This window comes from Streptosporangium sp. G11 (assembly GCF_051192615.1).
In the GTDB taxonomy this organism is placed as follows: domain Bacteria; phylum Actinomycetota; class Actinomycetes; order Streptosporangiales; family Streptosporangiaceae; genus Streptosporangium.
The window spans coordinates 1-26,184 of sequence record NZ_JBPJUQ010000009.1; the positions used below are offsets into that span (position 1 = coordinate 1).

Annotated in this window: 23 protein-coding genes; 12 read left to right on the top strand and 11 right to left on the bottom strand. The window is 71.3% G+C overall.

Features of this window, described 5'->3' with window-relative positions; translation table 11 throughout:
- The 3 genes from ACSDR0_RS11645 to ACSDR0_RS11655 form a co-directional block, all read right to left on the bottom strand.
- Window positions 1-497: CoA-binding protein (locus tag ACSDR0_RS11645; protein WP_435288791.1), on the bottom strand; the 497-nt coding region annotated here is incomplete at its 3' end.
- A complete protein-coding gene (sucC, locus tag ACSDR0_RS11650) occupies window positions 497-1,678 on the bottom strand; it encodes an ADP-forming succinate--CoA ligase subunit beta (protein ID WP_435288792.1) in 1,182 nt (393 codons plus the stop codon). The genes ACSDR0_RS11645 and sucC, both read right to left, overlap by 1 nt.
- Window positions 1,679-1,973: 295 nt before the next feature.
- Window positions 1,974-2,381 carry a cobalamin B12-binding domain-containing protein gene (locus ACSDR0_RS11655; protein WP_435288793.1) on the bottom strand — a complete coding sequence of 136 codons (408 nt, stop codon included), beginning with the start codon at window positions 2,379-2,381 and terminating at the stop codon, window positions 1,974-1,976.
- 467 nt (window positions 2,382-2,848) lie between these two features.
- Between ACSDR0_RS11655 and ACSDR0_RS11660 the strand changes: the two genes are divergently transcribed.
- Window positions 2,849-3,757: a hypothetical protein gene (locus tag ACSDR0_RS11660; protein WP_435288794.1), complete on the top strand. Its 909-nt coding sequence runs from the start codon at window positions 2,849-2,851 to the stop codon at window positions 3,755-3,757.
- A gap of 264 nt (window positions 3,758-4,021) precedes the next feature.
- Window positions 4,022-4,939 carry a hypothetical protein gene (locus ACSDR0_RS11665; RefSeq protein WP_435288795.1) on the top strand — a complete coding sequence of 306 codons (918 nt, stop codon included), beginning with the start codon at window positions 4,022-4,024 and terminating at the stop codon, window positions 4,937-4,939.
- Window positions 4,940-4,965: 26 nt separating this feature from the next.
- Here the strand turns inward: ACSDR0_RS11665 and pcrA are convergent, their stop codons facing one another.
- Window positions 4,966-7,218 carry a DNA helicase PcrA gene (gene pcrA, locus ACSDR0_RS11670; RefSeq protein ID WP_435288962.1) on the bottom strand — a complete coding sequence of 751 codons (2,253 nt, stop codon included), beginning with the start codon at window positions 7,216-7,218 and terminating at the stop codon, window positions 4,966-4,968.
- A gap of 124 nt (window positions 7,219-7,342) precedes the next feature.
- Between pcrA and ACSDR0_RS11675 the strand changes: the two genes are divergently transcribed.
- On the top strand, window positions 7,343-8,062 hold the full coding sequence (locus tag ACSDR0_RS11675) for a PIG-L deacetylase family protein (RefSeq protein ID WP_435288796.1): 720 nt from the start codon (window positions 7,343-7,345) through the stop codon (window positions 8,060-8,062).
- 53 nt (window positions 8,063-8,115) lie between these two features.
- The gene (locus ACSDR0_RS11680) at window positions 8,116-8,952 is read left to right on the top strand and encodes an ABC transporter permease (protein WP_435288797.1); all 837 of its coding nucleotides are present in this window, start codon (window positions 8,116-8,118) and stop codon (window positions 8,950-8,952) included.
- Here ACSDR0_RS11680 and ACSDR0_RS11685 read toward each other — a convergent pair.
- From ACSDR0_RS11685 to ACSDR0_RS11710, 6 genes are all read right to left on the bottom strand, one after another.
- Window positions 8,835-9,797 carry a CPBP family glutamic-type intramembrane protease gene (locus tag ACSDR0_RS11685; protein ID WP_435288798.1) on the bottom strand — a complete coding sequence of 321 codons (963 nt, stop codon included), beginning with the start codon at window positions 9,795-9,797 and terminating at the stop codon, window positions 8,835-8,837. The genes ACSDR0_RS11680 and ACSDR0_RS11685 overlap by 118 nt on opposite strands.
- 128 nt (window positions 9,798-9,925) lie before the next feature.
- Window positions 9,926-10,213 carry a WhiB family transcriptional regulator gene (locus ACSDR0_RS11690; protein ID WP_435288799.1) on the bottom strand — a complete coding sequence of 96 codons (288 nt, stop codon included), beginning with the start codon at window positions 10,211-10,213 and terminating at the stop codon, window positions 9,926-9,928.
- A 142-nt stretch (window positions 10,214-10,355) separates the two neighbouring features.
- A complete protein-coding gene (locus tag ACSDR0_RS11695) occupies window positions 10,356-11,030 on the bottom strand; it encodes a neutral zinc metallopeptidase (RefSeq protein ID WP_435288800.1) in 675 nt (224 codons plus the stop codon).
- Window positions 11,031-11,211: 181 nt separating this feature from the next.
- Window positions 11,212-12,681 carry a glutamate--cysteine ligase gene (locus ACSDR0_RS11700; RefSeq protein ID WP_435288801.1) on the bottom strand — a complete coding sequence of 490 codons (1,470 nt, stop codon included), beginning with the start codon at window positions 12,679-12,681 and terminating at the stop codon, window positions 11,212-11,214.
- Window positions 12,682-12,746: 65 nt separating this feature from the next.
- A complete protein-coding gene (locus tag ACSDR0_RS11705; RefSeq protein WP_435288802.1) occupies window positions 12,747-13,385 on the bottom strand; it encodes a response regulator in 639 nt (212 codons plus the stop codon).
- Window positions 13,386-13,539: 154 nt separating this feature from the next.
- Complete coding sequence (locus ACSDR0_RS11710; RefSeq protein ID WP_435288803.1) at window positions 13,540-14,754, bottom strand: ATP-binding protein; 1,215 nt, start codon at window positions 14,752-14,754, stop codon at window positions 13,540-13,542.
- Between the two features lie 141 nt (window positions 14,755-14,895).
- Here ACSDR0_RS11710 and ACSDR0_RS11715 point away from each other — a divergent pair, with 141 nt between their 5' ends.
- The 8 genes from ACSDR0_RS11715 (at window position 14,896) to ACSDR0_RS11750 (ending at window position 25,150) form a co-directional block, all read left to right on the top strand.
- Window positions 14,896-16,632, top strand: coding sequence for a PspC domain-containing protein (locus tag ACSDR0_RS11715; protein WP_435288804.1), 1,737 nt, complete (start codon window positions 14,896-14,898; stop codon window positions 16,630-16,632).
- Window positions 16,622-16,828: a hypothetical protein gene (locus tag ACSDR0_RS11720; protein WP_435288805.1), complete on the top strand. Its 207-nt coding sequence runs from the start codon at window positions 16,622-16,624 to the stop codon at window positions 16,826-16,828. Before ACSDR0_RS11715 ends, ACSDR0_RS11720 begins: the two co-directional genes overlap by 11 nt.
- A gap of 124 nt (window positions 16,829-16,952) precedes the next feature.
- Window positions 16,953-17,528, top strand: a complete 576-nt coding sequence (locus ACSDR0_RS11725; RefSeq protein ID WP_435288806.1) for a CGNR zinc finger domain-containing protein — start codon at window positions 16,953-16,955, stop codon at window positions 17,526-17,528.
- A 182-nt stretch (window positions 17,529-17,710) separates the two neighbouring features.
- The gene (locus tag ACSDR0_RS11730; RefSeq protein WP_435288807.1) at window positions 17,711-18,154 is read left to right on the top strand and encodes a VOC family protein; all 444 of its coding nucleotides are present in this window, start codon (window positions 17,711-17,713) and stop codon (window positions 18,152-18,154) included.
- Window positions 18,155-18,160: 6 nt separating this feature from the next.
- Window positions 18,161-19,132 (top strand): pyridoxamine 5'-phosphate oxidase family protein, encoded by a 972-nt coding sequence (locus ACSDR0_RS11735; RefSeq protein ID WP_435288808.1) that lies wholly within the window; start codon window positions 18,161-18,163, stop codon window positions 19,130-19,132.
- Window positions 19,133-19,341: 209 nt separating this feature from the next.
- The gene (locus ACSDR0_RS11740) at window positions 19,342-20,643 is read left to right on the top strand and encodes an SRPBCC family protein (protein ID WP_435288809.1); all 1,302 of its coding nucleotides are present in this window, start codon (window positions 19,342-19,344) and stop codon (window positions 20,641-20,643) included.
- 512 nt (window positions 20,644-21,155) lie between these two features.
- Window positions 21,156-23,966: a bifunctional glycosyltransferase/CDP-glycerol:glycerophosphate glycerophosphotransferase gene (locus ACSDR0_RS11745; RefSeq protein ID WP_435288810.1), complete on the top strand. Its 2,811-nt coding sequence runs from the start codon at window positions 21,156-21,158 to the stop codon at window positions 23,964-23,966.
- Entirely contained in the window at window positions 23,963-25,150 is a 1,188-nt protein-coding gene (locus tag ACSDR0_RS11750; RefSeq protein ID WP_435288811.1) for a glycosyltransferase, read from the top strand. Before ACSDR0_RS11745 ends, ACSDR0_RS11750 begins: the two co-directional genes overlap by 4 nt.
- Here the strand turns inward: ACSDR0_RS11750 and ACSDR0_RS11755 are convergent.
- Window positions 25,140-26,183 carry a sulfotransferase family protein gene (locus ACSDR0_RS11755; protein WP_435288812.1) on the bottom strand — a complete coding sequence of 348 codons (1,044 nt, stop codon included), beginning with the start codon at window positions 26,181-26,183 and terminating at the stop codon, window positions 25,140-25,142. The genes ACSDR0_RS11750 and ACSDR0_RS11755 overlap by 11 nt on opposite strands.
- Between the last annotated feature and the right edge of the window lies 1 nt (window position 26,184).

A 26,184-nucleotide genomic window follows, 5' to 3' on the forward strand; every position in this document is an offset into this window, starting at 1 on the left:
TCGTACATGAGCTGGTACGTCAGCGTGCCCGACTTCGAGACCAGGCCGATACGGCCCGCGCTGGTGATGTCGGCCGGGATGATCCCCGCGTTGGACGCGCCGGGCGAGGCGATGCCGGGGCAGTTGGGCCCGATGATCCGGGTCTTGCCGCCCTTGGCGACCGCGTACGCCCAGAACTCGGTGGTGTCGTGGATCGGGACGCCCTCGGTGATGACCACGCAGAGCGGGATCTCGGCGTCGATGGCCTCCTTGACGGCGTCCTTGGTGAACGCCGGGGGCACGAAGACGACCGAAACGTCGGCGCCGGTCTCCTTGATGGCCTCGGCGACGGTGCCGAAGACGGGCAGGCCCTCGTGGACGGTGCCGGCCTTGCGGGCGTTGACACCGCCGACGACGCGGGCGCCGGAGGCGAGCATCCGGCGGGTGTGCTTGGTGCCCTCACCGCCGGTCATGCCCTGGACGATGATCTTGCTGTTCTCGTTCAGCCAAATGGCCATTACGCACCTACCGCGGCGAGCTCGGCGGCGCGCTTGGCCGCATCGTCCATGGTGTCCACCAGTTCGACGCCGGAAAGCTTGGCGTCGGAGAGAATCTGACGCCCGAGTTCGGCGTTGTTGCCGTCGAGACGGACGACCAGCGGGCGGCTCACGGTCTCACCGCGGGCGTCCAGCAGCTGGAAGGCCGAGACGATGCCGTTGGCGACCGCGTCACAGGCGGTGATGCCGCCGAAGACGTTGACGAAGATCGACTTCACCGCGGGGTCGGAGATGATGATCTCCAGGCCGGCCGCCATCACCTCGGCCGAGGCGCCGCCGCCGATGTCGAGGAAGTTGGCGGGCTTGGGCTGACCGGGGAACGCCTCGCCGGCGTAGGCGACGACGTCCAGGGTCGACATGACCAGGCCGGCGCCGTTGCCGATGATGCCGACGGAGCCGTCGAGCTTGACGTAGTTGAGGTCCTTGGCCTTGGCCGCGGCCTCCAGCGGGTCCTCGGCGGCCTTGTCCTCGAAGTTCGCGTGGTCCAGCTGGCGGAACGACGCGTTGTCGTCGAGGGTGACCTTGCCGTCGAGGGCCTTCACCTGGCCGTCGGCCGACAGGATCATCGGGTTGACCTCGACGAGAGAGGCGTCCTCGTCGACGAAGGCGCACCAGAGCTTCTCGATGAGCTCGGCGGCGCCGTCGAGCGCGACCTCCGGCAGCCCTCCGGCCTCGGCGATCTCGCGGGCCTTGGCCCGGTCGACGCCGTCCAGGGGAGAGATCGGAACCTTCGCGACCTTCTCCGGGGCGCTGTGCGCGACCTCTTCGATGTCCATGCCGCCCGCGGCGGAGCAGATGGCGAGGAACGTACGGTTGGCGCGGTCGAGCAGGAAGGAGAAGTAGTACTCCTCCGCGATCGCGCTGGCCTCCTCGATCAGGACCTTGTGGACCGTGTGGCCCTTGATGTCCATGCCGAGGATGTCGGTGGCCTTCCGCTCGGCGTCGGCGGCGTCGTCGGCGACCTTCACGCCGCCGGCCTTGCCTCGACCACCGGTCTTGACCTGTGCCTTGACAACGACACGGCCGGTCAGCTGCTCGGCTGCCGCCCGTGCCTCCTCCACGGTGTGCGCGACCACGCCGCGCGGCACCGGGATGCCGTACTCCGCGAAGAGCTCCTTCGCCTGATGTTCGAACAGGTCCACGAGGGTCCGTCCTTGCTTGTCCGGCTGGTGTACAGATGTGAGCGGGCCGACTCCATGATCCAAGGGGGAGCCCGGCGGTTTTGCGCCAATGAAGCCTAGCCCGCCTGATGGGATGACCAGGTAACCGGGTTCCAGATCGTACGCCCCGAATGCTGTCGGCGCCGAACCGGTGGGCCCGCCGCCGGTCCCGCGGGGCGGTTCACCGGACCGGCGGAAGATCTGTCAGGGGTTCGTCAGGCCGGCGGGAAGACCGGCCAAAGGACCGGCGAGGGATCCGCCGGTCGGGCGGGGGTCGTCAGACGGGTGAGGTGATCGCGCTGCGCACCCAGTCGACGATCTCCTGGGTGGTGGCGCCCGGGGTGAAGACGCGCGCGACGCCCATCTCCTGGAGCGCGGGCATGTCGGCCTCGGGGATGATCCCGCCGCCGAACACCACGATGTCGCTCGCGTCGTTCTCCTTCAGCAGCTCCAGCACCTTGGCGAAGAGCGTCATGTGCGCGCCGGACAGGATGGACAGCCCGACCGCCGCGGCGTCCTCCTGGATCGCGGTGCGCACGATCTGCTCGGGTGTCTGGTGCAGGCCGGTGTAGACGACCTCCATCCCGGCGTCCCGCAGCGCCCGCGCCACGATCTTCACACCCCTGTCGTGGCCGTCCAGCCCCGGCTTGGCGATGACGACGCGGATCCTTGACACGGCATCCATCCAGACCTCCTTGTCTGCGCTCCCCTCGCGACGTGAGAGCTGTCCGCAGCGTAACCGGCCATGTCTCGCCGGGCTCGGCGGGCCACCGCGAACCACGGTACAGCGGCCCGGATTTCATCGCTTTTCCGTACGACGCCGGCTTTCCATACGGCATCGGTTTCCCGTACGGCACCGCGGACCGCCTCCCGGAACGGCCGCGCCCGCGCGTTAAACCGGCCGGAATGCGCGAGAGGACGGGAGCGCCACAGGAAAAGAAAATAACCGTCCGTGATTGGATGGAAGCGGATCCATGTTCCCGGCACGGCACACGACAGGGCCCCAAAGGCCGAGCGGGTATCTCTGCACCGAATGTGCACAGTTAATTCAAGGCAATCCTCCAAATGCGCTACCATTCCGTGATCTTGTTTCACGAGAATGTGTTGCCCCTCCTCCAACGGGGGCGGGGGATCAATCAGGAGGGTTTCCCTTTGAAGCGATACATCGCCGGGCTGGCATGCGCCGCGACGGCCGTGCTGGGCGTTCCGGCGCTGGCATCGACCGCGCACGCGCAGGCCGCCGATCCGGTCAGCGCGCTGAAGAGCCAGTTCAAAATTGGTCGCGGCGTCACGTACGTCGACACCATCAAGACGAAACTCGGCGGCAAGAGCACGGTTCTCGGCAAGCGCAACGGAGAATTGCAGTTCGACACCTCCGGGGTCAGCGCGTCGGACCACACCACCCAGCTCCGCTTCGCGGAGGGCGCCCTCACATTCGGCACGGGAGACAACGACTTCAGCGGCGAAGAAACCGACCACGAAAAGACCAAGGAGGAGGAGAACTTCGAGAAGCTGTTCGCCGGACTGGCGGAGCCGGAACGCGTCGTACGGGTCGACAAGAAGGCCTACGTCTGGGGCGGGGCCTACGGCCAGTTCCTGCCCAGGGACAAGCCCTGGCTCGGATTCCCCGAGGACACGTTCGGCCTGACCGGCTCGCTGGGCCAGTTCGTCAACGTCGCCGAACCCGCGACCCTCAAGGCCCTCCTCGCGCGCGCCACGGTCAAGCGCCCGGCCGCCTACGCCGGAAAGATCACTTTCGGTGAGCTCCAGAAGGTCTCGCCGTGGTTCCGGGTCACGCAGGGGCGGAAGCTGTCCGGCAAGGAGACCAAGACCACGGTCAGCTGGAAGCTGTTCCTCGACGCCAAGCGGCTTCCCGTACGGCTGGCGACCTCGTATGAGGCCTTCCCCGGCGGCCCGACCTCCATGGTCGACACCAGCTACAGCGGCTGGGGCTCGGAGGTCGCGATCGCCGCTCCGCCGGCCGACCAGGTCGCCACGGTGAAGGAGCTCGAGGCGGGCTTCGAGGCCGACACGCCCATCCCGCTGCTCACCGTCAAGTGATCCTTCCGCGCTGACCACGAGCCGCACCGCGAGCCACGCGCCGCACCGCGAACCGCACTGCGCACCGCGACCGAGCGCGCACAGCACCGCGGGCCGCGGGCCGCACCCGGAGGGGGAAACCCCCCGGGTGCGGCCCGCGGCGCCCGCCGGCGGCACACGACCCGACGCCTCCGGCGATTCTTGATCCGATATTTCGGGATATAGGTAAGAATCTTCTTCCGCCCTCCGCGATGACGCGAGGACACATACGGGAGGACCCCCTTGATGAGGCGAAGGATCGCCGCCCTGACCGGCGCCACCGTGGCAGCCCTGATCGTTCCCACGCTGGTGACCGTCGCCCCGGCGAGCGCCAAGAGCGCCCAGACCCCCAAGGCCACTCAGACCGCGGCGGCCGACCCGGTCTCGGCGCTGAAGCGCCATTTCAAAACCCACAGGGGCGTGAAGCTCACCGAGAACACGAAAATCGTCGGTGAGAGCAAGAAGAACCGCGCGATCTTCACCCGGCGGAGCGGTGTGCTGGAGTTCGGCAGGACCGGCCTGGTCGCCTCGGACCTGACCACCAGGTTCAACCTGCCCTCCCAGGGCGGCGAGTTCAAGGGCCTGTTCACCCCGTCGCGGACGATCTCGCTGAAGGGCGTCAGCTACACCTCGGGCGGCATCTTCGCCGAGTCCATGCCCGAGGGCAAGAAGTGGCTGCGCACCCCCGGTGACACGCTCTCCCTGGTCAGCGCCGTCCAGCAGATCATCAGCACCGTCGAGCCCGGCACGCTCAAGGCGACCCTGGCCCACACCGGCGCCAGGCGTCCCGGCGGGACGTGGGACGGCACCCGGACCACGGTCCACTCGGGCACCATCACGCTGGGCGAGCTCTTCAAGATCTCTCCGTCGGTGCGTACGCTGCTGGCCAAGAAGCCCACCGGCAGGTCCGCGACGCTCCCGGTGACCTGGAAGATCTACATCGGCTCCGACCAGCTCGTCCGCCGGGTCGTGTCGTCGTACACGGAGTCGACCCGGGGCCTCAACAGCACCGAGCTGACCTACGTCAACGACACCCGCTACACCGGCTGGGGCACCAAGGTCACGATCAAGGCGCCGCCCGCCGACCAGGTGGTCGAGTTCGACGAGCTCATCGGCGACACCACCCGGCCCGAGGACCCCATCGGGGACATCCTCGGCAGCTGAACCGGCCCTGGGCGCTCACCCGGCGCTCAGAGCTTCTCCAGCGGCGCGTACGCCAGCAGCAGGGTCTTCTCTCCCCCGCCACCGAAGTCGATCTTGACCTTGGTCTTCTCCGCGACGCCGTCCACGGACACGACCGTGCCCAGGCCGAACTGGTCGTGGGTGATCCGGTCGCCGGGGGTCAGGTTGGGGATCTGCCTGCCGCCGGGCTTCCTGGCCGCCGGGGCGGGGCGGGAGTCGCGGCGGGTCGCGGCGCCCCAGGCGCTCTTCTGCGGGTCGCTGCGCCAGTCGACCAGCTCGGACGGGATCTCGGCGAGGAACCGGGAGGCCGGGTTGAACGCGGGTGAGCCCCAGGAGCTGCGGACGGCCGCCCTGGAGATGTAGAGGCGCTGCTCGGCCCGGGTGATGCCGACATAGGCCAGGCGGCGCTCCTCCTCCAGCTCCTTGGGCTCGCCGAGGGAGCGCATGTGGGGGAAGACGCCGTCTTCCATGCCGGTGAGGAACACCACCGGGAACTCCAGCCCCTTGGCGGTGTGCAGCGTCATCAGCGTCACCACGCCCTGGCCCCCGTCGGCCGCCGGGATCTGGTCGGCGTCGGCGACCAGGGAGACCTGCTCCAGGAACTCCACCAGCGTGCCCTCGGGGTTGGCCTCCTCGAACTCGGAGGCGACCGAGACCATCTCGTCCAGGTTCTCCAGGCGGCTCTCGTCCTGCGGGTCGTTGGAGGCCGTGAGCTCCAGGCGGTAACCGGTGCTCACCAGCACCTCCTGGGCCAGCTCCGAGGGCGTCATGTCGTCGGCCTTCACCATGAGCTCGTCCATCAGCGCGACGAACTCCTTGATGGCCTTGAGCGAGCGGGTGGCCATGCCCGGCGCGTCGTCCGCCCGGCGGAGGCCCTCCCAGTAGGGGATCCGCTCCCTGGCCGCGAACGCCTCGACCATCGCCTCGGCGCGCTCGCCGATGCCGCGCTTGGGCACGTTGAGGATGCGGCGCAGCGACACCACGTCGTTGGGGTTGGACAGGAAGCGCAGGTAGGCGAGCAGGTCGCGGACCTCCTTGCGCTCGTAGAAGCGCACCCCGCCCACCACCTTGTACGGCAGGCCGGTCCGGATGAAGATCTCCTCGAACACCCGGGAGGCGGCGTTGGTCCGGTAGAAGACGGCGACCTGGCCAGGAACGACGTCCTCGTGGTCGGTGAGCCTGTCGACCTCCTGCGCGACGAACATGGCCTCGTCGTGCTCGTTGTCGGCGACATAGCCGGTGATCTTCGCCCCGGCGCCCTGGTCGGACCAGAGGTTCTTGGGCTTGCGGCTCGCGTTGCGCGAGATCACCGCGTTGGCGGCGGACAGGATCGTCTGGGTGGAGCGGTAGTTCTGCTCCAGCAGGATCGTCCTGGCCTCCGGGTAGTCGCGCTCGAACTCCAGGATGTTGCGGATCGTCGCGCCGCGGAAGGCGTAGATCGACTGGTCGGCGTCACCCACCACGCACAGCTCGGCCGGGGCGACCCCGCCCTCCCTGACCACGTCCCCGTCGGCGGTGCGCAGCTCGGGACGGCCCGCGATCTCGCGGATCAGGGTGTACTGGGCGTGGTTGGTGTCCTGGTACTCGTCGACCATGATGTGACGCCAGCGGAGCCGGTAGTGCTCGGCCACGTCGGGGAAGATCTGGAACAGCGTCACCGTCAGCATGATGAGGTCGTCGAAGTCCATCGCCCCGGCCTCGGTGAGCTTCTGCTGGTAGTTGCGGTACGCCTCGGCGAGCTTGCGCTCCAGGTGGGTGGACGCCTGGGCCGACGCCGTCTCGTAGTCGATCAGCTCGTTCTTGAAGTTGCTGACCTGGGCGGAGAAGGACCTCGGCGGGTAGCGCTTGGGATCGAGGTCCATCTCGCGGCAGACCATCGCCATCAGGCGCTGGGAGTCGGCCTGGTCGTAGATGGAGAAGCTCGCGGGAAAGCCCAGGCGCTTGGCCTCGCGGCGCAGGATCCGCACGCACGCGCTGTGGAAGGTCATCACCCACATCGCCGCCGAGCGCGGGCCGATGAGCCGGTCGACCCGGTCCTTCATCTCCCTCGCGGCCTTGTTGGTGAAGGTGATCGCCAGAATCTCCTGCGGCTGCACACCCCGCTCGCCCAGCAGGTAGGCGATGCGGTGGGTCAGCACCCGGGTCTTGCCGGAACCCGCGCCGGCGACGATGAGCAGGGGGCTGCCGTGGTGCACGACGGCCTCGCGCTGCTGGGGATTGAGCCCGTCGAGCAACGGATGGGTCAGGGAAGAGGCTGGGATCGACACGTCACCTAGGTTAGAGCGACCGGCCGACAACCGGGTCCAGCCGCCGCAAAGGAATGCGGGTGGACTTGCCCACGGTTGTGATGACCGAGCGGTACGCGGAAAACGGAAAGGCCCTCCCATGCTTTCGGAAAACGAGATCAACCGCGTGCTGGCGGTCACCGCGCACCCCGACGACGTCGACTTCGCCGCCGCGGGCACGATCGCGCTGTTCACCGCGCGAGGCGTCGAGGTGACGTACTGCGTGGTCACCGACGGCGACGCGGGCGGCTTCGACCGCGAGCTGGACAACGGCGGCATGGCCGAGCTGCGCCGGGTCGAGCAGTCCAACGCCGCCAAGGCCGTCGGCGTGACCGACGTGCGCTACCTCGGCCACCACGACGGGACCGTGGTGCAGAGCCTGGACCTGCGGCGCGACATCACCCGGGTCATCCGCCAGGTCAGGCCCGACCTGGTGATCACCCACAGCCCCGAGCGCAACCACCGGTTCATCGCCCCCAGCCACCCCGACCACCGCGCCGTCGGCGGCTGCGCCCTCGACGCCGTCTACCCCGACGCGCGCAACCCGTACACCTTCCCGTCGCTGCTGCTCGACGAGGGGCTGGAGGCGTGGACCGTCCGCGAGGTCTGGCTCAACGGCGGACCGACGCCCGACCACTACGTGGACGTCACCGACACCTTCGACCGCAAGCTCGCCGCCCTGCGCGCCCACGCCAGCCAGATCGGCCACCTGGAGGACTTCGAGGACTTCCTGCGGGGCCGCTTCTCGCAGATCGCCACCGAGGCGGGCTTCGGCGAGGGCCGCTACGTCGAGGCCTTCCAGCGGGTCCCCACCGCCTGATCTCCCCGGAGGGTCTGGAAGCCTGGAAGGCACCCGACGGGAAGTCCGCGCCGTTGAACAACATCCATCTGTCGCTCGCCACCGTCGTCGTCGTCCTCCTGCTGGCCGCCGGAGCCGCCGCCGTCGCCCGGCTCGGCCGCCTCGGGCACGCGCCCTCGGTGCTCGTGGCGTGCCTGCGCGCCGTCGTCCAGCTCGGCGCGGTGTCCCTGATCATCGTCTGGGCCGTCGAGCACGCGCTCGCGGTGACGGTCTTCGTGCTGGTCATGTACGGGGTGGCGAGCGTGACCGCGGGGCGCAGGATCACCTCGGGTCCCGCCGTCCGGTGGGCCGCGGTGCCCATCGCGGCCGGGACGGTGCCGGTCCTGGCGCTGCTGTTCGGCAGCGGCGTCGTCCCGCCTCTGGGCATCACGCTGATCCCGATCGCGGGCATCCTGCTGGGCGGGTGCCTGACGGTCACGGCCCTCGCGGGGCGGCGGGCCCTGGACGAGCTGGCCCACCGGCGCGGCGAGGTGGAGGCGGCGCTCTCGCTGGGCCTCTCCGACCGGGACGCGGCGCTGGAGATCTGCCGCCCGCCCGCCGCGCAGGCGCTGGTGCCCGCGCTGGACCAGACGGGAACCGTGGGCCTGGTCACGCTGCCCGGCGCCTTCGTGGGGATGCTCCTGGGCGGAGCCGACCCGCTCCAGGCCGGAGTGGTGCAGCTCGTCGTGCTGGTCGCGCTGCTGGCCGCGGAGGCGGTGGCCGTGGTCGTCACGATCGAACTCGCCGCCCGCGGCTACTTCGGCGGCGGTCTGCGGCCCGGAGCGGGACCTTCCGGCGGGGCCGGGCGGGTCGGACGGTCCGGACGGTTCGGGTTGGCGAGGTTCGGCGGGGCCAGGCGGGCGAACAGGTAGCCCAGGGAGTTGGTCGCCACGTGGAACATCGCGGGGGCGGCCAGGCCGCCCCTCCTGCGCAGCTCGGTGAAGAGCACCCCGGCGAGCCCCGTCGTGACCACCGACCCGGCCACGACGCGCACCACCCGCCACGCGGGCGCCCGCCCGGGTACGCCGGGGACCGCGGGTACGCCGGGGACCGCGGGTACGCCGGGGGCCGCGGGGACGCCCGGCGCGTCCGGTCCGGTGGGCCGCTCGCTCCCCGCGCCCTCCACGCCGGAGTCACGGGCGGCGGGAACGTCGAGGGCCTCCCCCGCGGCCAGGCGGCTCAGGGCGGGGTTGGCGGCCATCATGTCGAGGGAGGGCAGGATGTGCCAGAGGCCGAAGAGGACCGAGGAGACGGCGGTCGCCGTACCGCGGCCGTGGGAGCGGGCGACCAGGGCGTGCAGCACCCCGCGGAAGCCGACCTCCTCCAGCAGGACCGTGCCGACCGGCACCTGGAGCAGGGCCTCCTCCAGCGCGCGGGCGCGAGACAGGGACAGGGCGCGCTCGTCGTGGAAGAACCCTCGGGTGGCCGGGACGGCGATGCCCACGGCGTAGGCCCCGGCCACGGCGGAGGCGAGCGCGCCGCCGATCCGCAGGCCCCGCGAGCGCCGGTGGAATCCCAGCTCGGCCCAGGAGAGCCCGGAACGGCGGGCCATGACGACCAGCGCGCCGGTGGCCGCGGCCGAGGTCAGCGGTGCCAGCCTCGGCGCCAGACGGTTGTTGAGCACGTTGGCCGCCACCAGCACGGCCACCGCGCCCGCCAGCGCGCCGGGCACCGCCTCGGGTCCGGCACCGGCGGATAGCCCCGGCTCGCGCTCCATGCCCACGACTCCCCCGAACGTCGTCTCGCGCCCCGCGTGCCGGGACGTGCCCGGGGACCGCGACCCCGGGCACGTCCCGTGATCTTCGGGATCCCCTCGAATCCGGTTCGAGGCTACGCGACGGGGGCTCAGCCCGTGGCGGCCTGGCGCCAGCCGGTGGGGAAGCGCAGGCCCCGGCGTTCCCTCACCGTCAGGCCGCCCCAGATCCCCTCGGGCTCGGCCGCACGGAGCGCGTAGGCCCGGCACTCGTTCAGCACCGGGCACCGCTCGCAGACCGCCTTCGCCCTCGCCTCGTGCTCGGCCGACTGCGTCAGCGGGAAGAACAGCTCGGGATCGCTCGTACCGCAGGCACCTCGCGCGGCCCAGCCGATATCCCGCACCATCATCCGCATGACATCGCCCCCCTGGTGGCTCACCGTCGACCTCAGGGTAGGTGGACCGTGAAGGCGGGACATCAGCCTCCGGGGGGATTCGTACGTACTCATCGCGGGGTACTCCGGCGGGCATCCCTTCCCGGCCCCCTCCGGCTCCCGTACGCGCGACGAGCCCCCGGTGGCCTCAGCAGGCGGTCGTCCCCTGGTTGTATCCCTTGGCGAAGAGCTCCTGGCGCTGCCCCGCCGTGCCGTGGGCGTCCGGGCGCAGCCAGTCGTCGGTGGGGTCGCCCGCCGCGGCGAGGTTGATCAGGAGCTCGTCCTCGTCGCCGGGCTCGGTCTGCAGCGAGCCGCCCTTGACGAGCGCTCCCAGGGTCCCCCCGGCGTAGCAGTCGGCCTGGAGCTCCTGCTCGATGTTCAGGCGGAACGCGGTGTTCAGCTGCGCCTGAACCGCGTGCCCGAACTCGTGCGGGATGATCACGTAGACCGAGCCGTCGCCCATCCGCTCGTAGAGGCCGTTCATCCACTCCTCGTCGTAGGCGATGAAGTGTCCCGCCGGGCAGTAGAAGGCGTTGTTCGGCACCGACGGCTGCCCGCCGCAGTCGGGCCCGTTCTCTCCCCGGTAGGCGGTGAACGCGGTGACCGGGCGGTAGGTCAGCCCGGCCGCCGAGAAGGTCTGCTTCCAGTAGGCCTCGGTGAGCTCCCTGGCCAGCTCGACGTCCGACTCGAACGTCTGCCCGCGCGAGCTGGGCGTGGCCCGCTCGCCGGTGGGGCCCGCCTCCGGTTCGGTGCCCTCCCCCACGCTCCCGCAGGCGGTGACGGCTGCCAGGACGAGCGCCAGGAAAAAAGAGAAGGCTTTCATGGGTCCATCGTGACGGAGTCCACGCCCCTCGCGCGAGGGATCGGCGCGACGGGGAACCGGCCGGCGCGGAGACGCGGGCACGCGGCGGGTCCAGGGGGACGGGCAGGGGGCCGAGAGGCGGGTCCCGGGGAAACGGGCGGGTGGCCGAGAGGCGGGACCTCGGGGAAAGCAGAGGCGGACCTCAGAGGGTGGGCCAGGTGTGGACGGGCTCGTTGGTGTGCATGTTCTCGATGTAGCGCAGGGTCATCCGGCGCAGCGCCTCGTGCCTTTCAAGGTCGCCGAGCGCGTTCGCCGCGTCGATCTGCCAGCTCGCCCCGGTCGTGCCCGTCAGGCAGCGCTGCTCGATGATCCCCAGCAGCCGGTCCCTGTCCGCGGGGGCCACGCCCCACAGATCGAGCCCCTCGTAGGCGAGCGGCAGCAGGCGGCGCAGGACCAGCTCGGACGCGACCACCTCGCCGAGTCCCGGCCAGAAAAGCCGGGCGTCCAGGCCGTGCCGGGCGGCGGCGTGCAGGTTGTCCTCGGCCGCGGCGAACGACATGCGCGTCCACACCGGGCGCTCGGCGTACGGGAGGACGCGCATGAGCCCGTAGTAGAAGGCGGCGTTGGCGGCGACGTCCGCGACCGAGGGCCCGGCAGGCAGCACCCGGTTCTCCACCCGCAGGTGCGGGGTCCCGCCCACGACCGCGTAGACCGGCCGGTTCCACCGGTAGACCGTGCCGTTGTGCAGGGTCAGCTCGCCGAGCTGGGGGGTGATCCCGCGCGCCAGCTCCTCGCGCGGGTCCTCCTCGTCGCACAGGGGCAGCAGCGCGGGAAAGTAGCGGGCGTTCTCCTCGAAGAGATCGAAGACCGAGGTGATCCACCGCTCGCCGAACCACACCCTGGGCCGCACGCCCTGGGTCTTCAGCTCCACCGGGCGGGTGTCGGTGGCCTGCTCGAACAGCGGGATCCTGGTCTCCTGCCAGAGCCTGCGGCCGAACAGGAACGGCGAGTTGGCCGCCAGCGCCACCTGGGGGCCCGCGATGGCCTGGGCGGCGTTCCAGTTGGCGGAGAACGCCTCCGGGCTGACCTGGAGGTGGAGCTGGAGGCTCGTGCACGCGGCCTCGGGGGTGATGCTGTCGGCGTAGGTCTCCAGGAACTCCTCGCCCTCGATCGACAGGTGCAGGTCCTCGCCCCTGGCCGCGAAGATCTGCTCGTTGAGGAGCTTGTAGCGGGGGTTGGCCGAGAGCGTGCCCTCGTGCACGTCGCTCTCTCGCAGCGTGGGCAGGATGCCGACCATCACCATGTGCCCGCCGACGGTACGGGCCCGTTCCTCGGCGTGGTTGAGCCGGTCCCTGATCACCTTCTCCAGCCGGGCGGCGCCGTCCCCCTCCAGGGACTCGGGCAGGACGTTGATCTCCACGTTGAACTGGCCCAGCTCGGTCGCCCAGTCGGGCTCGGCGATGGCCTCCAGCACCTCGATGTTCTTCATGGTGGCCTCGCCGCGCTCGTCCACGAGGTTGAGCTCGATCTCCAGCCCGGCCCTGGGCTCGTCGAACTCGAATCTGGACTCGCGCAGCATCTGCGCGAAGACGTCGAGGCACCGGCGAACCTTGTCCCGGTAGCGCCGCCGGTCCTCGCGGCTGAACACCATCGCAGGTACATCGCGTCCCATACTTCGCAGAGTCGCACACAAGTAACTACTCGTACAGAAGGCTGCGGGTACGGATGCGCGGAGGTTCAGACCAGGCGCCGCGCCGTGGCCCAGCGGGACAGCTCGTGGCGGTTGGAGAGCTGCAGCTTGCGCAGCACGGAGGAGACGTGGGTCTCCACCGTCTTCACCGAGATGAACAGCTCCTTGGCGATCTCCTTGTACGCGTAACCGCGGGCGATCAGCCGCAGGACCTCGCGCTCGCGCTGGGTGAGCGAGTCGAGCTCGGGGTCGATCGGCGGGGCCTCGCTGGAGGCGAACGCGTCCAGCACGAACCCCGCCAGCCTCGGGGAGAAGACCGCGTCGCCCTCGGCCACCCGGCGGATGGCGTCGGTGAGCTCGCGCCCGCTGATGTTCTTGGTCACGTATCCCCTGGCACCGCCCCGGATCACGCCGATGACGTCCTCCGCCGCGTCGGAGACCGACAGGGCCAGGAAGCGGACCGTGGAACCGGAGCCGAGGATCCGGCGCAACACCTCCTGGCCACCGCCACCGGGCATGTGCACGTCGAGGAGGACCACGTCGGGCCCCAGCGCGGTGATCGCCTTGACCGCGGACTCCACGTCCTCGGCCTCCCCGATCACCTCGATGGAGTCGCCCAGCTCGGCCCGCACGCCGGAACGGAACAGGCGGTGGTCGTCGACGATCAGGACCTTCACCACGCTCATCGGACTTCCCCTCGCGGCCCCGAGGGCCGCTCTCCGGTTCGCCGCGGTCCCGGGAACAGGGCTTCGGCTCGCTGCGATCCTACGGGCAGGACTTCGGCCCGCCGCGATCCCGGGGGCGGGGCCCCGGCTCGCCGTGCCGTGGTTCGCTCGCTACTCACGCCTTCTCCAGCTTCATGGTCAGCATCACTTCCGTGCCCTCGCCGGGCTCGGTCCGCACACGGGCGCTGCCCCCGTGGCGCTCCATCCTGCCGATGATCGACTGGCGGATACCCATACGATCCTCGGGCACATCGCCCATGTCGAACCCGGCTCCCCGATCCCTGACGAAGACGGTGACCTCGTCCGGTTCCGTCTCGGCGTACACGGAGATGACCTCGGCCCCGGAGTATTTCGCGGCGTTGACCATGGCCTGCCTCGCGGCCTGCATCATCGCGGACAGTTCGGGGGTCAGCGGGCCGTCGCCGACGCAGACGACCTCGATCGGCACCCCGTGCGCGTCCTCCTCCTCGGCCGCGACCCGCCGCACGGCCGCGGCCACCGACGCGTCGGCGTCCTGCTGCGGCTGGTAGAGCCAGTTGCGCAGCTCCCGCTCCTGGGAGCGGGCGAGCCGCATCACCTCGCGCGAGTCCTGGGCGTTGCGCTGGATGAGCGTCAGCGTGTGCAGCACCGAGTCGTGCACGTGCGCGGCAACCTCGGCGCGCTCCTCCTGCCGGATGCGCTCGCGGCGCTCGCGCTGCAGCTCCTTCCACAGGGCGGCCAGCCAGGGCGCCGCGATCAGCGCGACACCGCCCACGACCACCAGCGTGAACACGATGCCCGGACGGGCGTTGCCCAGCTCGTCGTTGGCCACCAGGAAGCCGATCGCGCCGACCACGACGAGGACGAGACCGAGGACCGTGCGGACCCGGTTCTGACGGACCTGCCCGACGGTGTTGTTCATCCAGCGCTGCCGCCGGTCGGGATCGGCCTGCTGCCACAGGATCAGCGAGCCGATGCCGCCCACGGCGATCGGCCAGGCCCCGATCCCGGCGCCCGAGGCGCCGGTGAGCCAGCCCAGGGCCATCAGCGCCAGCCCGATCGCGCTGTACGCGGCGATCTGGCTCCAGTCCCTCCCCGGCTCCCTGCCCTCGTACGGCTCGCGCGGGGTGAACATCCACAGGGCGGCGTACGCCAGTGCGCCGAACCCGTCCAGGACGGTGAGCAGCACGAACGCCAGCCGCAGCACGACCGGGTCGAGCCGGAGCTGGGCGGCGGCACCCTCGGCCACCCCGGCGACCAGCCGCCCCTCCACCGGTCTCATCAGGCGAGGGAAGGGGGCGTCGTCGGGTGTCACGGGCGCCGCGTCGCGAACTGTCTGTCGGTCAGCCATATCGTCAGCATCGTCACATGAACCAGCCTGCCAGTGCATCAGGCGTTCCCCTGAAGCGACCCTGAGAGGGACATTCCCTCTCCGGGACGACTCAGGGGTCTCCCGGATGCATCACGGACGGGGAAAGGCCACGATGAGGACATGAACGACACCGGGCGGGCCCAGGATCCGGCGAGCTCGCCGTCCGCCTCCTCCCCCTTCGAGGAGCGCGGCCTGAGGCGCAGCAACGACGGGCGCATGCTTACAGGCGTCTGTGCCGGTATGGGGAGATACGCCCGGATCGATCCCGTGTTGCTGCGGGTCGGCTTCGCGGTGCTGGTGCTCGGCTCGGGCATCGGCATCATGCTCTACATCGCGGCGTTCCTGCTGATGCGCGAGACCGACGGCCGCCCCGGCTACCTGGAGCAGTGGATCCGGCGCGACTTCGACAGCGAGACGGCCCTGACCCTGCTGACCGGCCTGTTCGCCCTCGGACTGATCGTCAACGTCTCCTCGGACGGCATCGGCACCGGCACGGTCGTGGTCGGCACGGTGTTCGCCATCGCCCTGCTCGCCGCCCACTCCCGCGGGGTCGACCTGCTGGCCGTGGCCAGGTCGCTGCCGGAACGGCTGCGCAGGCGCCGCGGCTCGTATCCGGCCGACCAGTGGCCCGGCTCGTCCGCCCCGGCCGCCTCGTCCGGCCACATGCCCGACACCGCCGCCGGGCGGCGCCCCGTCGGCGAACGGGATCCGGCCGCCTACACCACCGCGCCCTCGGCCGCCGGCCCCGCCACGTACACCGGATTCCCCGCGGCCGGGCCCACCGGCGCGACCGCGGGAGGCGCCACTCACGCCCCCGCCGGGCCCGGTACCGAAACCCGCACCGGAAGCGGCACCGGCGCCGGAAGCACGACTCACGCCGCCGGCGCGGCGGCCCGGCCTGGCGGCGAGACGGTCAGGGAGCCGTACGCGCCCGCGGCCGAGGCCGGAGCGGGACCCACGACAGGACCCACCAGGGCCCAGCCGTCCCCCGGCGCCTGGGCCGCGTCCGCCTCCGAGAGCCGTCCCGGACACGCGCCGGGCCCCGCCGCGCCGTGGGAAGACGCGCGGCGGGCCGCCCCGACGAACCCGTACCGCGCCGCGAGGCCGTTCGACTCCTCCGGCGAGCCCTTCTCCCCGTACGGCCCCTACCAGCCTCTGGACCCCCGGAGGCGGCAGCAGCAGCCGTACTCCCCCTACGGCCCGTCCGCGTACGGCGGAACGGTGGTGGCGCCGCCCAGGCCGCGGCGGCGCAGATCGCTCGTCGGGAGCATCACCATCTGTCTGGCCATGATCGTTGGAGGGATCATCGTGGCGATCCAGTCCGCCTCGGGGCCGGTCAACATGACGGTCGTCGGCGGCGCGGTACTCGTCGTCATCGGCGTCGGCCTGCTGGTCGCCACCTGGTTCGGCCGGGGAGCGGGGCTGGTCGCGACCGGCACCGTCCTGTCGATCGCCCTGGTCGCGGGGTCCACGCTGGGCGGCATGCCGAAGAAGTACGGCGACTTCAACTGGCAGCCCGCCAGCCTGTCCGAGGTGGCCCGCAGTTACTCGGTGGGCGTGGGAGAGGGCAACCTCGACCTGGGCGACCTGGTCCTGCCGCCGGGCTCGCGGACCATCGTGGACGCCTCGGTCTCTGTCGGCGAGATAAACGTGATCGTGCCCTCGACGGCCAGGATCGAGGTGAACGGCTCCACCAGGTTCGGTGACGTCAAGATCGACCATGTGGTGGAGGGAGGGGCCGACATCCAGCACAACAAGATCCTGGAGCCCGAGGTGGCCCCCAAGGGCGACGCGGCGACCATCGTGCTGAACATCAAGGCCGGCATCGGGGACGTGGAGGTGCGCCGTGCGGCCTGACATCGACAGGACCGAGCGCCGTCGCGCGCACCGCACCGACTGGATGGCCCTGCTCAGCGGCGTGGTGTTCATCGCGGCCGGAATCGTCTTCATGAGCGATCCGTCCGTCCCGCCACTGGTCATGCTCACGATCCTGTTGAGCGGCCTGGGCTTCGCGGGTCTGGTCGCCATCCTGGCCAAGGCCGTCCGGCGCTAGAGCCGCGGGCCTCACATCGCACGCCGGGGCCGGCGCCGCCCGGCCTGTGGCGATGCGGGACGTACGGGAACGAGGCCGACGAGATCTCACGGCAAAAGGCCAGATCAAGCATTAGAGTCGGGGTATGTCGGCCCTGGAGTTCGTCAGCACCGTCCGCGCGACGCGGGCCGGTCTGACAGACACGCTCGCCGACGTCGAGGGCATGACCGCGTGGGGCCGGGCGCACGCCGCCCAGCTGGGGATCACCCCGGACTTCGTCGCCTCGGAGGAGTTGCGGCGCGAGGTCGTGGAGCTGCGGCAGGCCGTGCGGGCGCTCTTCGCCAGGGCCGTGGGGCCGCGCGCCGCGAGCAGCGCGGACGCCCACCGGCTCCCCGGGTTCGCCGAGTCACTCGACCTGGTCAACGCCGCGGCGCTGGCCGCGCCACCGGCCGTGCGGCTGGAGTGGCCCGACGAGGGCGCCCCCCTGGCACGGACCGTCCCCGCCGACGGGACCACGGAGTCGGCGCGGATCCGGGCGGCCCTCGCGGCGTCGGCGATCGAGCTGCTGGCCGGGCCGCAGCGTGAGCGGCTCCGCACCTGCCCCGCGCCGCGCTGCGTGCTCTATTTCCTCAAGGACCACGCCCGGCAGGAGTGGTGCTCGGTCGGCTGCGGCAACCGGGCCCGCGCGGCCCGCCACTACCACCAGCACCGCGACGGCTGACCCCGCCCGGAAGCCGGACACGCCCTGACCAGGGGATCTCCCGTCAGGGCTTCACCCAGAGTGCCCACGGTTGTGATTCAGGTCATAAAACCATAACGGGAAAAATGATGATTTTGCGTTAGATTGGCCTTGCCAGCCGAACTAACGGAACAAGCCGTTAGAAAGCCTGAGGGAGAGACCAGATGACCTTCAAGACCGGCCACGTCGGCCTCAACGTCTCCGACCTCGACAGGTCCAGGGACTTCTATCTGAAGATCTTCGGCTTCGAGGTCCTCGCCGAGTCCGGCGAGGCGGACCGCCGGTACGCCTTCCTCGGCCTCGACGGCACGCTGGTGCTCACCCTCTGGCAGCAGAGCGAGGGCCGCTTCGCCACCGGCCTGCCCGGCCTGCACCACCTGTCCTTCCAGGTTCCGGACATCGAGACGGTCCGCCGAGCCGAGGACGCGATCAGGGAGGCCGGCGCCACCCTCCACCACGGCGGTGTGGTGGCGCACCGCGAGGGCGCGTCCTCGGGCGGCGTGTTCTTCGAGGACCCGGACGGGATCCGGCTGGAGATCTACGCGCCCACCGGCGCCGAGGGTTCCCCCGTGCCGGTGGCCGCCGCCCCCACCTGCGGCTTCTTCTAAACGACCGTGGAGCACGCAGGAGAGCTCGCGGTTCAGCGCAGGGCCGGGGTACGCGCGGTGGCGCTGGGTTCGGCCAGGACCCGGCCGGAGATCCCGGTGGTGGCGGCCGAGTTCCTGGGGCGACAGCGGATGCTGCTGATCGGAGCCACGGGACGGGACGGGCGCCTGTGGGCGTCCGCCCTGACCGGGCCCGAGGGGTTCGCCGAGGCGGTGGACGAGCGGACGGTCGTGATCGACGCGGTGCCGGGCGAGCACGACCCGCTGGCGGGGCTGGACGGCGGCGAGATCGGGATGCTCGCGATCGAGCCGCTGAGCAGGCGCAGGATGCGGGTCAACGGCACGGTCTCGCGGGAGGGCGGACGGTTGATCGTCCGTACCGAGCAGACGTACGCCAACTGTCCCAAGTACATCCAGGCGCGGGAGGTCGTCACGGAACCGGCGGAGCCCACCCTCGGCTCTCCCGGCTTTCCCGGCCCTCCCGAGCCCGCTGACTCCCCCGGTTCCTCCGACCTCTCCGACTCCTCCGACTTCCCCGGCGCCCCCGGTTCCCCCGGCTTCTCCTCGGCGACGGCGTTCGGCGCCGGCGACCGGGCGTGGATCGAGGGCGCCGACACGTTCTTCGTCGCCACCTCCGCGCCCGGTCTCGGCGCCGACCTGTCACACCGGGGCGGCAACCCCGGGTTCGTCCGGGTGCTGGACGACCGGCGGCTGGTCTGGCCGGACTACGTCGGCAACTCCATGTACATGACGCTGGGAAACCTTGAGCTGGACGACGGCTGCGGCCTGCTCTTCCTCGACTGGGAGGGCGGCGGCGCCCTGCACCTGACCGGGCGTGCCCACGTCGACTGGGATCCGGGGGACGTCCCGGGCGCGCAGCGGCTGGTCCGTTTCGAGGTGGACCGGCTCGTCCGCGTACGGGGAGCCAGCCCGCTCCGCTGGAGGCTCACGGAATACTCCCGCCACAACCCGCCGGTCTGAGGGAGCGGATGCGCGCATCCCGCCGGTCTGAAGGCGTGGGTGTGCGCATCGTCCCCGCCAACGAGGGCAGTACAGGGAACGGGCACAAATCTGGAGGGCGGGCACGGACCGCCATGGACGGTCCGACCCGCTCCAGAGCGGCATACTGGCAATACGCCCCCGTGTAGTCCTAATGTCGCAACAGCGGCCGACCGGCAAGGAGCGGAGCGATGGCGATGCGATTCGAGCACGAGTTCACGGTTCCCCTGCCTGTCGAGCAGGCGTGGCCGGTGCTGCTCGACGTCGAGCGGATCGCGCCCTGCCTGCCCGGAGCCGCCGTCGACAAGGTGGAGGGTGACTCCTTCACCGGCCGGATGAAGATGAAGATCGGGCCGATCACGGTGACGTACCAGGGCAGGGTCGCCTTCGAGAAAGTGGACGAGGACACCCACTCCATGACCCTCAATGCCTCCGGCAAGGAGGCCAGGGGGCCGGGCGTGGCCGGTGCCACGGTCGTCGCGCGCCTGCACCCCCAGGGCCGGGACACCAGGGTCACCGTCGACACCTCCTTCAACGTGACCGGCCGCCCGGCCCAGTTCGGCCGGGGCGTGATGACCGAGGTCGGCGGGAAGCTGGTCGACAGGTTCGCGGCCAACCTCTCCCGCCTGCTGGGCGAGGGCCCCGGCGTGGAGACGGCCGCCGAGACGACCACGGGAACGACCGGCGTGGGCGGCTGGAGCGCGCCCCAGAAGCGGGAGCCGGTGCCCACGGAAGCGGCCGATGACGTTCCCGCGATCTCGGAGACCTGGGGTCCCGGCCCTGCGCGCCCCGCCGGTTCGGACAGCCCCACCGGCTCGGACGAGCTCGTCGACTCCACGACCGCGACCGCCGCGACCACCGGCTCGGCGGGCGCCACGGCCTCTGGCGCCGAAGGCCCCGGCGGCACCGGATCGGGCGGCTCGAAGGGTTCCGGCCCTGCCGGACGGGACGCCACGGGCTCGGACACGACGCCCCCCGGCCCGGCGGGCTCCACAGCCTCCGGCACCGAGGCCCCCGGCACCGCGGGCTCGGCGTTCCCCGGCCCGGCGGGCTCGACGGGCCACGGCGCGGAAGGTCCCGGCGGCACGGGAGCAGGCACGACGGCGCCCGGCGGAGGAGCAGGCACGACGGCGCCCGGCGTCACCGACACGGGCACGACGGCGCCCGGCGTCACGGACCCGGTTGCGGCGGCGTCCGGGCTGGGCGGTCCCGGCGGTCCGGAAGGACTGAACGGCCCTCAGCTCCCGGGCGGGCCGGGACGTCACCTCAGCGCGGTGCCCACGCCACCCGACCTCGCCGCCGGCGAGGAGGCGGAGTCCCGCCAGAGCCACCCGGCGGGCACCTCGCGCACCTCGCTCAGCCCCGACGAGGAGGCCCTGAACCTCCTGGAGGTGGCGGGCCTGCCCCTGCTCAAGCGCGTCGCGCCCCTGGTCGCCGCCCTGGCGGGCATCATCCTGCTCGCCTGGCTGATCCGCCGCGCCCTGCGGCGCTAGTGGATGTGCGCCCCCTGGATCTGGCAGGTACGCACCTCCGGCTTCGCCGCCCGTACACCCCCTCGGGCGACAGTGGGGCCTCGTTGGTCCGGCCCATCCCCTCGAACGCGATGACGGCGTTCACACTCGCCAAGGCCAGGCCCGTTTCCTTGCTCAGGGTGTCGGCGGCGGGGACCCCGCCGTTCGCCATCGAGTTCACGTGAAGGACCGCGCGGGTCGTCCCCCGTCGATCACGAGGCGCCGTTCCGCCGCTTCCCCGCCGGCCGTAGCCCGCAGGAAGGCCCGCAGATGCGGGTGGTCATAGAACACGGTCGCCGCCAGGATCAGAGGGTCATCGGCGCGCCCGCGTCCGCCACCCTGCGATCGAGTCGGCGAGAGCGGCATCACCCGCTTTCAACGCCTTGAAGAAGCAGGGCCGACGGCCGCCTCACAAATTCACACAACCCCAAAAACAGTGTCATCAGTGCACAAGTGGGACAACTGGCTACTTTTTCTCGGGAATACCTGGGGTCGTGATCAATGTCCCGGAATGCAGTGTTGTGGTCATCACCTACAACGATGCCGCACGGCTGGCCAGGGCCGTGCGATCCGTGCTCCGGCAGTCCCTGCGCAACGTCGAGGTGATCATCGCGGACGACGCGAGCACCGACGACACGGAAAGGGTGGCCCGGAGGTTGCAGCGGAAGGACCCGAGGGTCCGCTACCTGCGCGGGGAGGTCAACAGCGGGGGCTGCGGGGTCCCGCGCAACAGGGGGGTGGCGGCGGCGCGGGCGCCGTACGTGATGTTCCTGGACAGCGACGACGAGCTGACGAGGCACGCCTGCAAGAGCATGCTGCTGGAGATCGAGCGGACCGGCGCGGACTTCGTCACCGGGCAGATCGCGCGACTGTACGAGCGGACCGGGAAGACCGCGCGCTACTACCCCGCCCTGTTCGCCAGGCGCAGGACGGTCGAGGGGATCGCCCGGGAGCCGGAGATGTTCCTCGACTCCTTCAGTACCAACAAGTTCTACCGGGCCGAGCTGCTGCGGCGGGTGCCGTTCCCCGAGGACATGCACTACGAGGACCACGTCTTCAGCACCGCCCTGTACTGCGCGGCGCGGCGGTTCGCCGTGGTCCCCTGGGTGGTCTACCTCTGGCACCGGGCCTCGGCGGAGAGCGAGGCCCGGCCGTCGATCTCGCTGAGCCTGACGGAGATGGCCAACGTCCGCTCCAGGATCAGGGCGGCCCGGCTGAGCGACGACATCCTGCGGGACAACGGCCTCGGCGACCTGGTGCACGAGCGGCAGCGCCGCTTCGTCCGCCAGGACCTGCGGGTCTACCTCAACCCGCTGCCCTCGCGCGACCCGGCGTGGATCGAGGAGTTCGTCTCGGTGGTCCGCCCCTACCTGGCGGAGCTCGACCCGGTGGTGTTCGAGACGATCGACCCGCTCATCCGGGTCTGCTGCAGCTACACCCTCGACGGCAGGCCCGGCGAGCTCCTGGTGGCCGCCCGGTCGCTGAACGGGCCGAAGGCCCCGCCGCGCGTCGCCGTACGGGAGGGGGGACGCACCTACTGGGGCACGGTCGCCGACGAGAGGCGGGAGATCACCTCGCTCCGGATGGCCGAGCTTCCCTACAGCGCCTCCCGGCTGCGCCACGAGGCGGTCGTCACCGGCGAGGGCTCGCTGATCAGGCTGGCGATCACGACGTACGACCCGTTCGGGGTGCTCGCCGCCACGCCCGGCTGGAACGCGTTCCTGCGCTTCAAGAACCATCGGGTACGGCTGCGACCGCGCGAGCGGGACGGCGACGGCGGTTACCTGAGCGAGGCGACGATCGATCTCGCCGCGATCCGCCACGGCCGCCTGGGCTTCGAGGACCGCTACGACCCCGTGGTCGAGATCGTCAACCCCGACGGGCGGGTCACCTCCGACCGGTTGCTCGTCGACCCGTCCACCGCGACGTTCGGTACGACCATCCTGTGGCACCAGGTCGTCGTCAAGGCGGAGGGGAACGCCGCGTTCCTGCGGGTGCTCTGGCGCCGTACGGGGCCGCTGCGGCAGCTGCCCCGGCTCAAGCGGGCCGGTACCGCCCTGCTGCGGAGGGTGGGCGGGCCCCGGGTGAAGCTCCGCGTCTACAAGGGGCTGATCTCCGTGCTGCCGCCGCGCGGGGACCTGGCCCTGTTCGAGTCCGACGTCGGCGCCGGGTACACCGGCAACCCGCGCTACATCTACGAGGAGCTCAGGCGCCGGGGCACGCCGCTGAAGGTGGTGTGGTCGGTCGTCGAGAACCGGGGGGACTTCCCCCCGGGCGTCAGGCTGGTGCGGCGGATGAGCTGGCGCCACGTCTGGACCATGGCCAGGGCGGGCTACTGGGTCGACAGCCACGGCATGCCGCTGGCCTACCCGAAACCGCCGGGCACCCGCTACCTGCAGACCTGGCACGGCCAGGGCATCAAGTCGGTCGGCTTCGACGCTCCCGACCTGCGCGCCGACTTCGACGGGCCGAGGGCGACCTGGCGGGCCGCGGTGGAGCGCTGGGACGCGCTGATCTCGCCCAGCGCCGAGTTCGAGCGGGTCTTCGTGCCCTCCAACGGCTACCGGGGGCGGCTGCTGCGGCACGGCTCGCCCCGCTGTGACGTGCTCGTGCACGGTGACCGGGAGGCGGCCAGGCGGGCGAGGGAGCGGCTGGAGATCCCGCACTGGTCCAGGGTGCTGCTGTACGCCCCCACCTACCGCGACCGGGCCAAGGGGTCGGGGCAGTCGGTCAGGGCCGACCTGACCGCGATGGCCGAGGCCCTGTCGAACGACTGGACGGTGATCCTGCGGACCCACCCGGTCGAGCGGTTCGAGGTGCCGGAGCACCTGCGCCACTTCGTCCGGCAGGCGGGATCGTATCCCGAGGTCAACGACCTGATACTGCTCTCGGACGCGCTGCTGACCGACTACTCGTCGCTGATGTGCGACTACGCGGTCACCGGGCGGCCGATGCTGTTCCTGATCGACGATTGGGACGAGTACCGCAGGGTGGAACGCGGGGTCTACCACGACCTGCCTGCGATCGCCCCCGGTCCCTGCCTGACCACGACCGAGGAGCTGATCGAGGTGCTGCGCGATCTCGACAGGTGGACGGAGGCGTTCGCCGCCAGGTACATCGCGTTCCGCAAGACGTGGTGCGCCGACGAGAAGGGCCACGCCGCGGCGAGGGTGGTGGACGCCTTCTTCGAGCCCTCACGCCCCCGGGTCCCCGCACGGGTTCCCCGGGTCGGTGACGTGCGGGAACGCGTCGTGGCCGGGGCACGGCACCCGAGCCGTTCGCCGCTGCCTGGGCGGCCGCGGTGAGCGACGGACGCACGGGGGCGGTGGTGTTCGCCTGCATGGACGCCGACACCCTGGGCGGCGTCCAGCGGGTCACCCACACCGTGGCGCAGGGCCTGGCCGAGCGGGGCCACGAGGTGCACGTGATCGGGCTGCACCGCGCGGAGAAGCCGTTCCGCTATGTGGAACGGCCGCGCTACACCAGCCATGTGATCCACCGCGCTCCCGTGGGGAGACTCTCGGGTCCGGGCAGGCGCCGCGAGCGGCGCGCGCTCGACAGGCTGCTGCGGGAGGTGGGGCCGGGGTTCGCGGTGCTCTCCTCGCCCAGCGTGGTCACCCGGATCGGGGACCTGCTGCCCGAGCGGCTGCTGCCGATCGGGCAGTACCACGGGTCGTACGAGCACGCGCGGGGATCCTGGCACCTCGGCTCGGTCACCGGCCACTACGGCACCCTGGAGAAGGCGGTGTTCCTGAGCGAGGAGGACGCGTGGCTGTTCTCCGAGCACGCGCTGCTGCCCAACACCTGGTCCATCCCGAACCCGCTGCCCGCCTGGCCGTCGCGGACCGCGGAGCTGACCGCCCGCCGGGTGCTCGGGGTCGGCAGGCTGGAGGGCGTGAAGCGGTTCGACCGGCTGATCTCGGCCTTCGCGGAGGCGTGCGGCCGCCCGGCTCGCGGCGGTGCCGGTCCGGGGACCGGTTCCGGGAAGGCTCGTTCGGGGGAGGCCGGTTCGAGAGAGGCCCGTCGCGAGGCGGGCGAGGGCTGGGAGCTGCACCTGATCGGCGAGGGGGGCGAGCGGGGGCGGCTCCTGTCGCACGCCGCGGAGTGCGAGGTGAGCGACCGGGTGGTGTTCCGCGGCGCGGTGCCCGCGGCCCTCATGCCGGACGAGTACATGGGCGGGTCGGTGCTGGCGCTGTCCAGCGAGCACGAGGGGCTGCCGCTGGTGGTCGGCGAGGCCGCGTCCTACGGGGTGCCCTCGGTGGCGTTCGACGTGTCGGGCGGGCTCAGGTCGCTCGTGCTGGACGGGCGGACCGGGGTGCTGGCGCCCCCGGCCGACGTGACCGCGCTCGCCACCGCGCTGGCCGGGCTGATGGCCTCGGCCGCGGAGCGGCGACGGCTGGGAGCCGCCGCCCGCGCGCACGTCGAGGCGTTCCGCCCGGACCGCGTCCTGGACCGGTGGGAGGCCCTGTTCGAGCAGGTCACCCGCTGACCCCGACGGGCTCGGTGCGCGGCATCGGCACCCCCGCCATCACGATCTGGGCGGAGGTGAGCCGCGCCCCCAGCGGGTTCGGCTCGCGGAGCCGGATCAGCCGGTCGAACGCGACCCGCTTGACGCGGGCCAGCTTCCGCTTGGCCGCGGTCCGCTCGTAGGAGACCATCCGCGAGGTCTCGACCTTCGGCGCCCCGGTGAGCTCGTACCCGTACGTCTTCAGCCGGTCCCCGAGCACGCTCTCGCACAGCGAGATCTCGCCGGGGTCGAGCCGGTCGCGCCACGAACCGGTCCGCGAGGTCGTCACCTCGCCGAAGGTGCGCGCGTGCCAGGTCTTGCGGGCGGGTACGGCGATACCGGCCACCGCGCCCGGGTCGCACATGGCGGGGTGGAAGTCCTCGCCGAGGAACTCGCACAACCTGCGCAGGTGGGCCTCGGGCTCCGTGGTCAGGTCCTCGTAGCGCAGCTCGTGGTAACTGCCCTCGGGAAGCTTCGGCGCGCCGTGCCGGGCGAAGTCGATCGCCTCGGCCCAGGCGCAGACCGCGCTGTAGACGCTCCCGTTGTACCAGGGCATCTCCTTCAGCGACGCCACGCAGTCACGGCCGTCCCTGATCAGATGCACGAACTGGGCGTCGGGGAACAGCCGCAACAGCACGTCGGTGTACTGGAAGTACGAGGGCCGCTTGTCACCCCAGCGCGGCTTGCCGTGCCTGGCCGCGTACGCGCGCAGCACGATGCCCAGCGCGGAGCCGAGCGTCGGCGGCCCGCCGACGATCTGCTCCAGCACCTCGTCGCGGTTCAGTGCCAGCTCGTGGAAGCGCGTCTGGCGCCGGTCGACCACCCATTCGCCCAGCTCGCGCCGGTGTTCGGAATCGTTGAGATCACCGAACTGGAGCCGTCGCTGGTAGGTGGAGACCATGAACCGGGTCTCCGGCGGGATGGCGACACGCGGGTGGGCGTGCAGCATCAGTTGCAGCATCGTCGTCCCCGAGCGGGGACAGCCCAGGACGAAGATCGGGCGATCGGGCTTCATG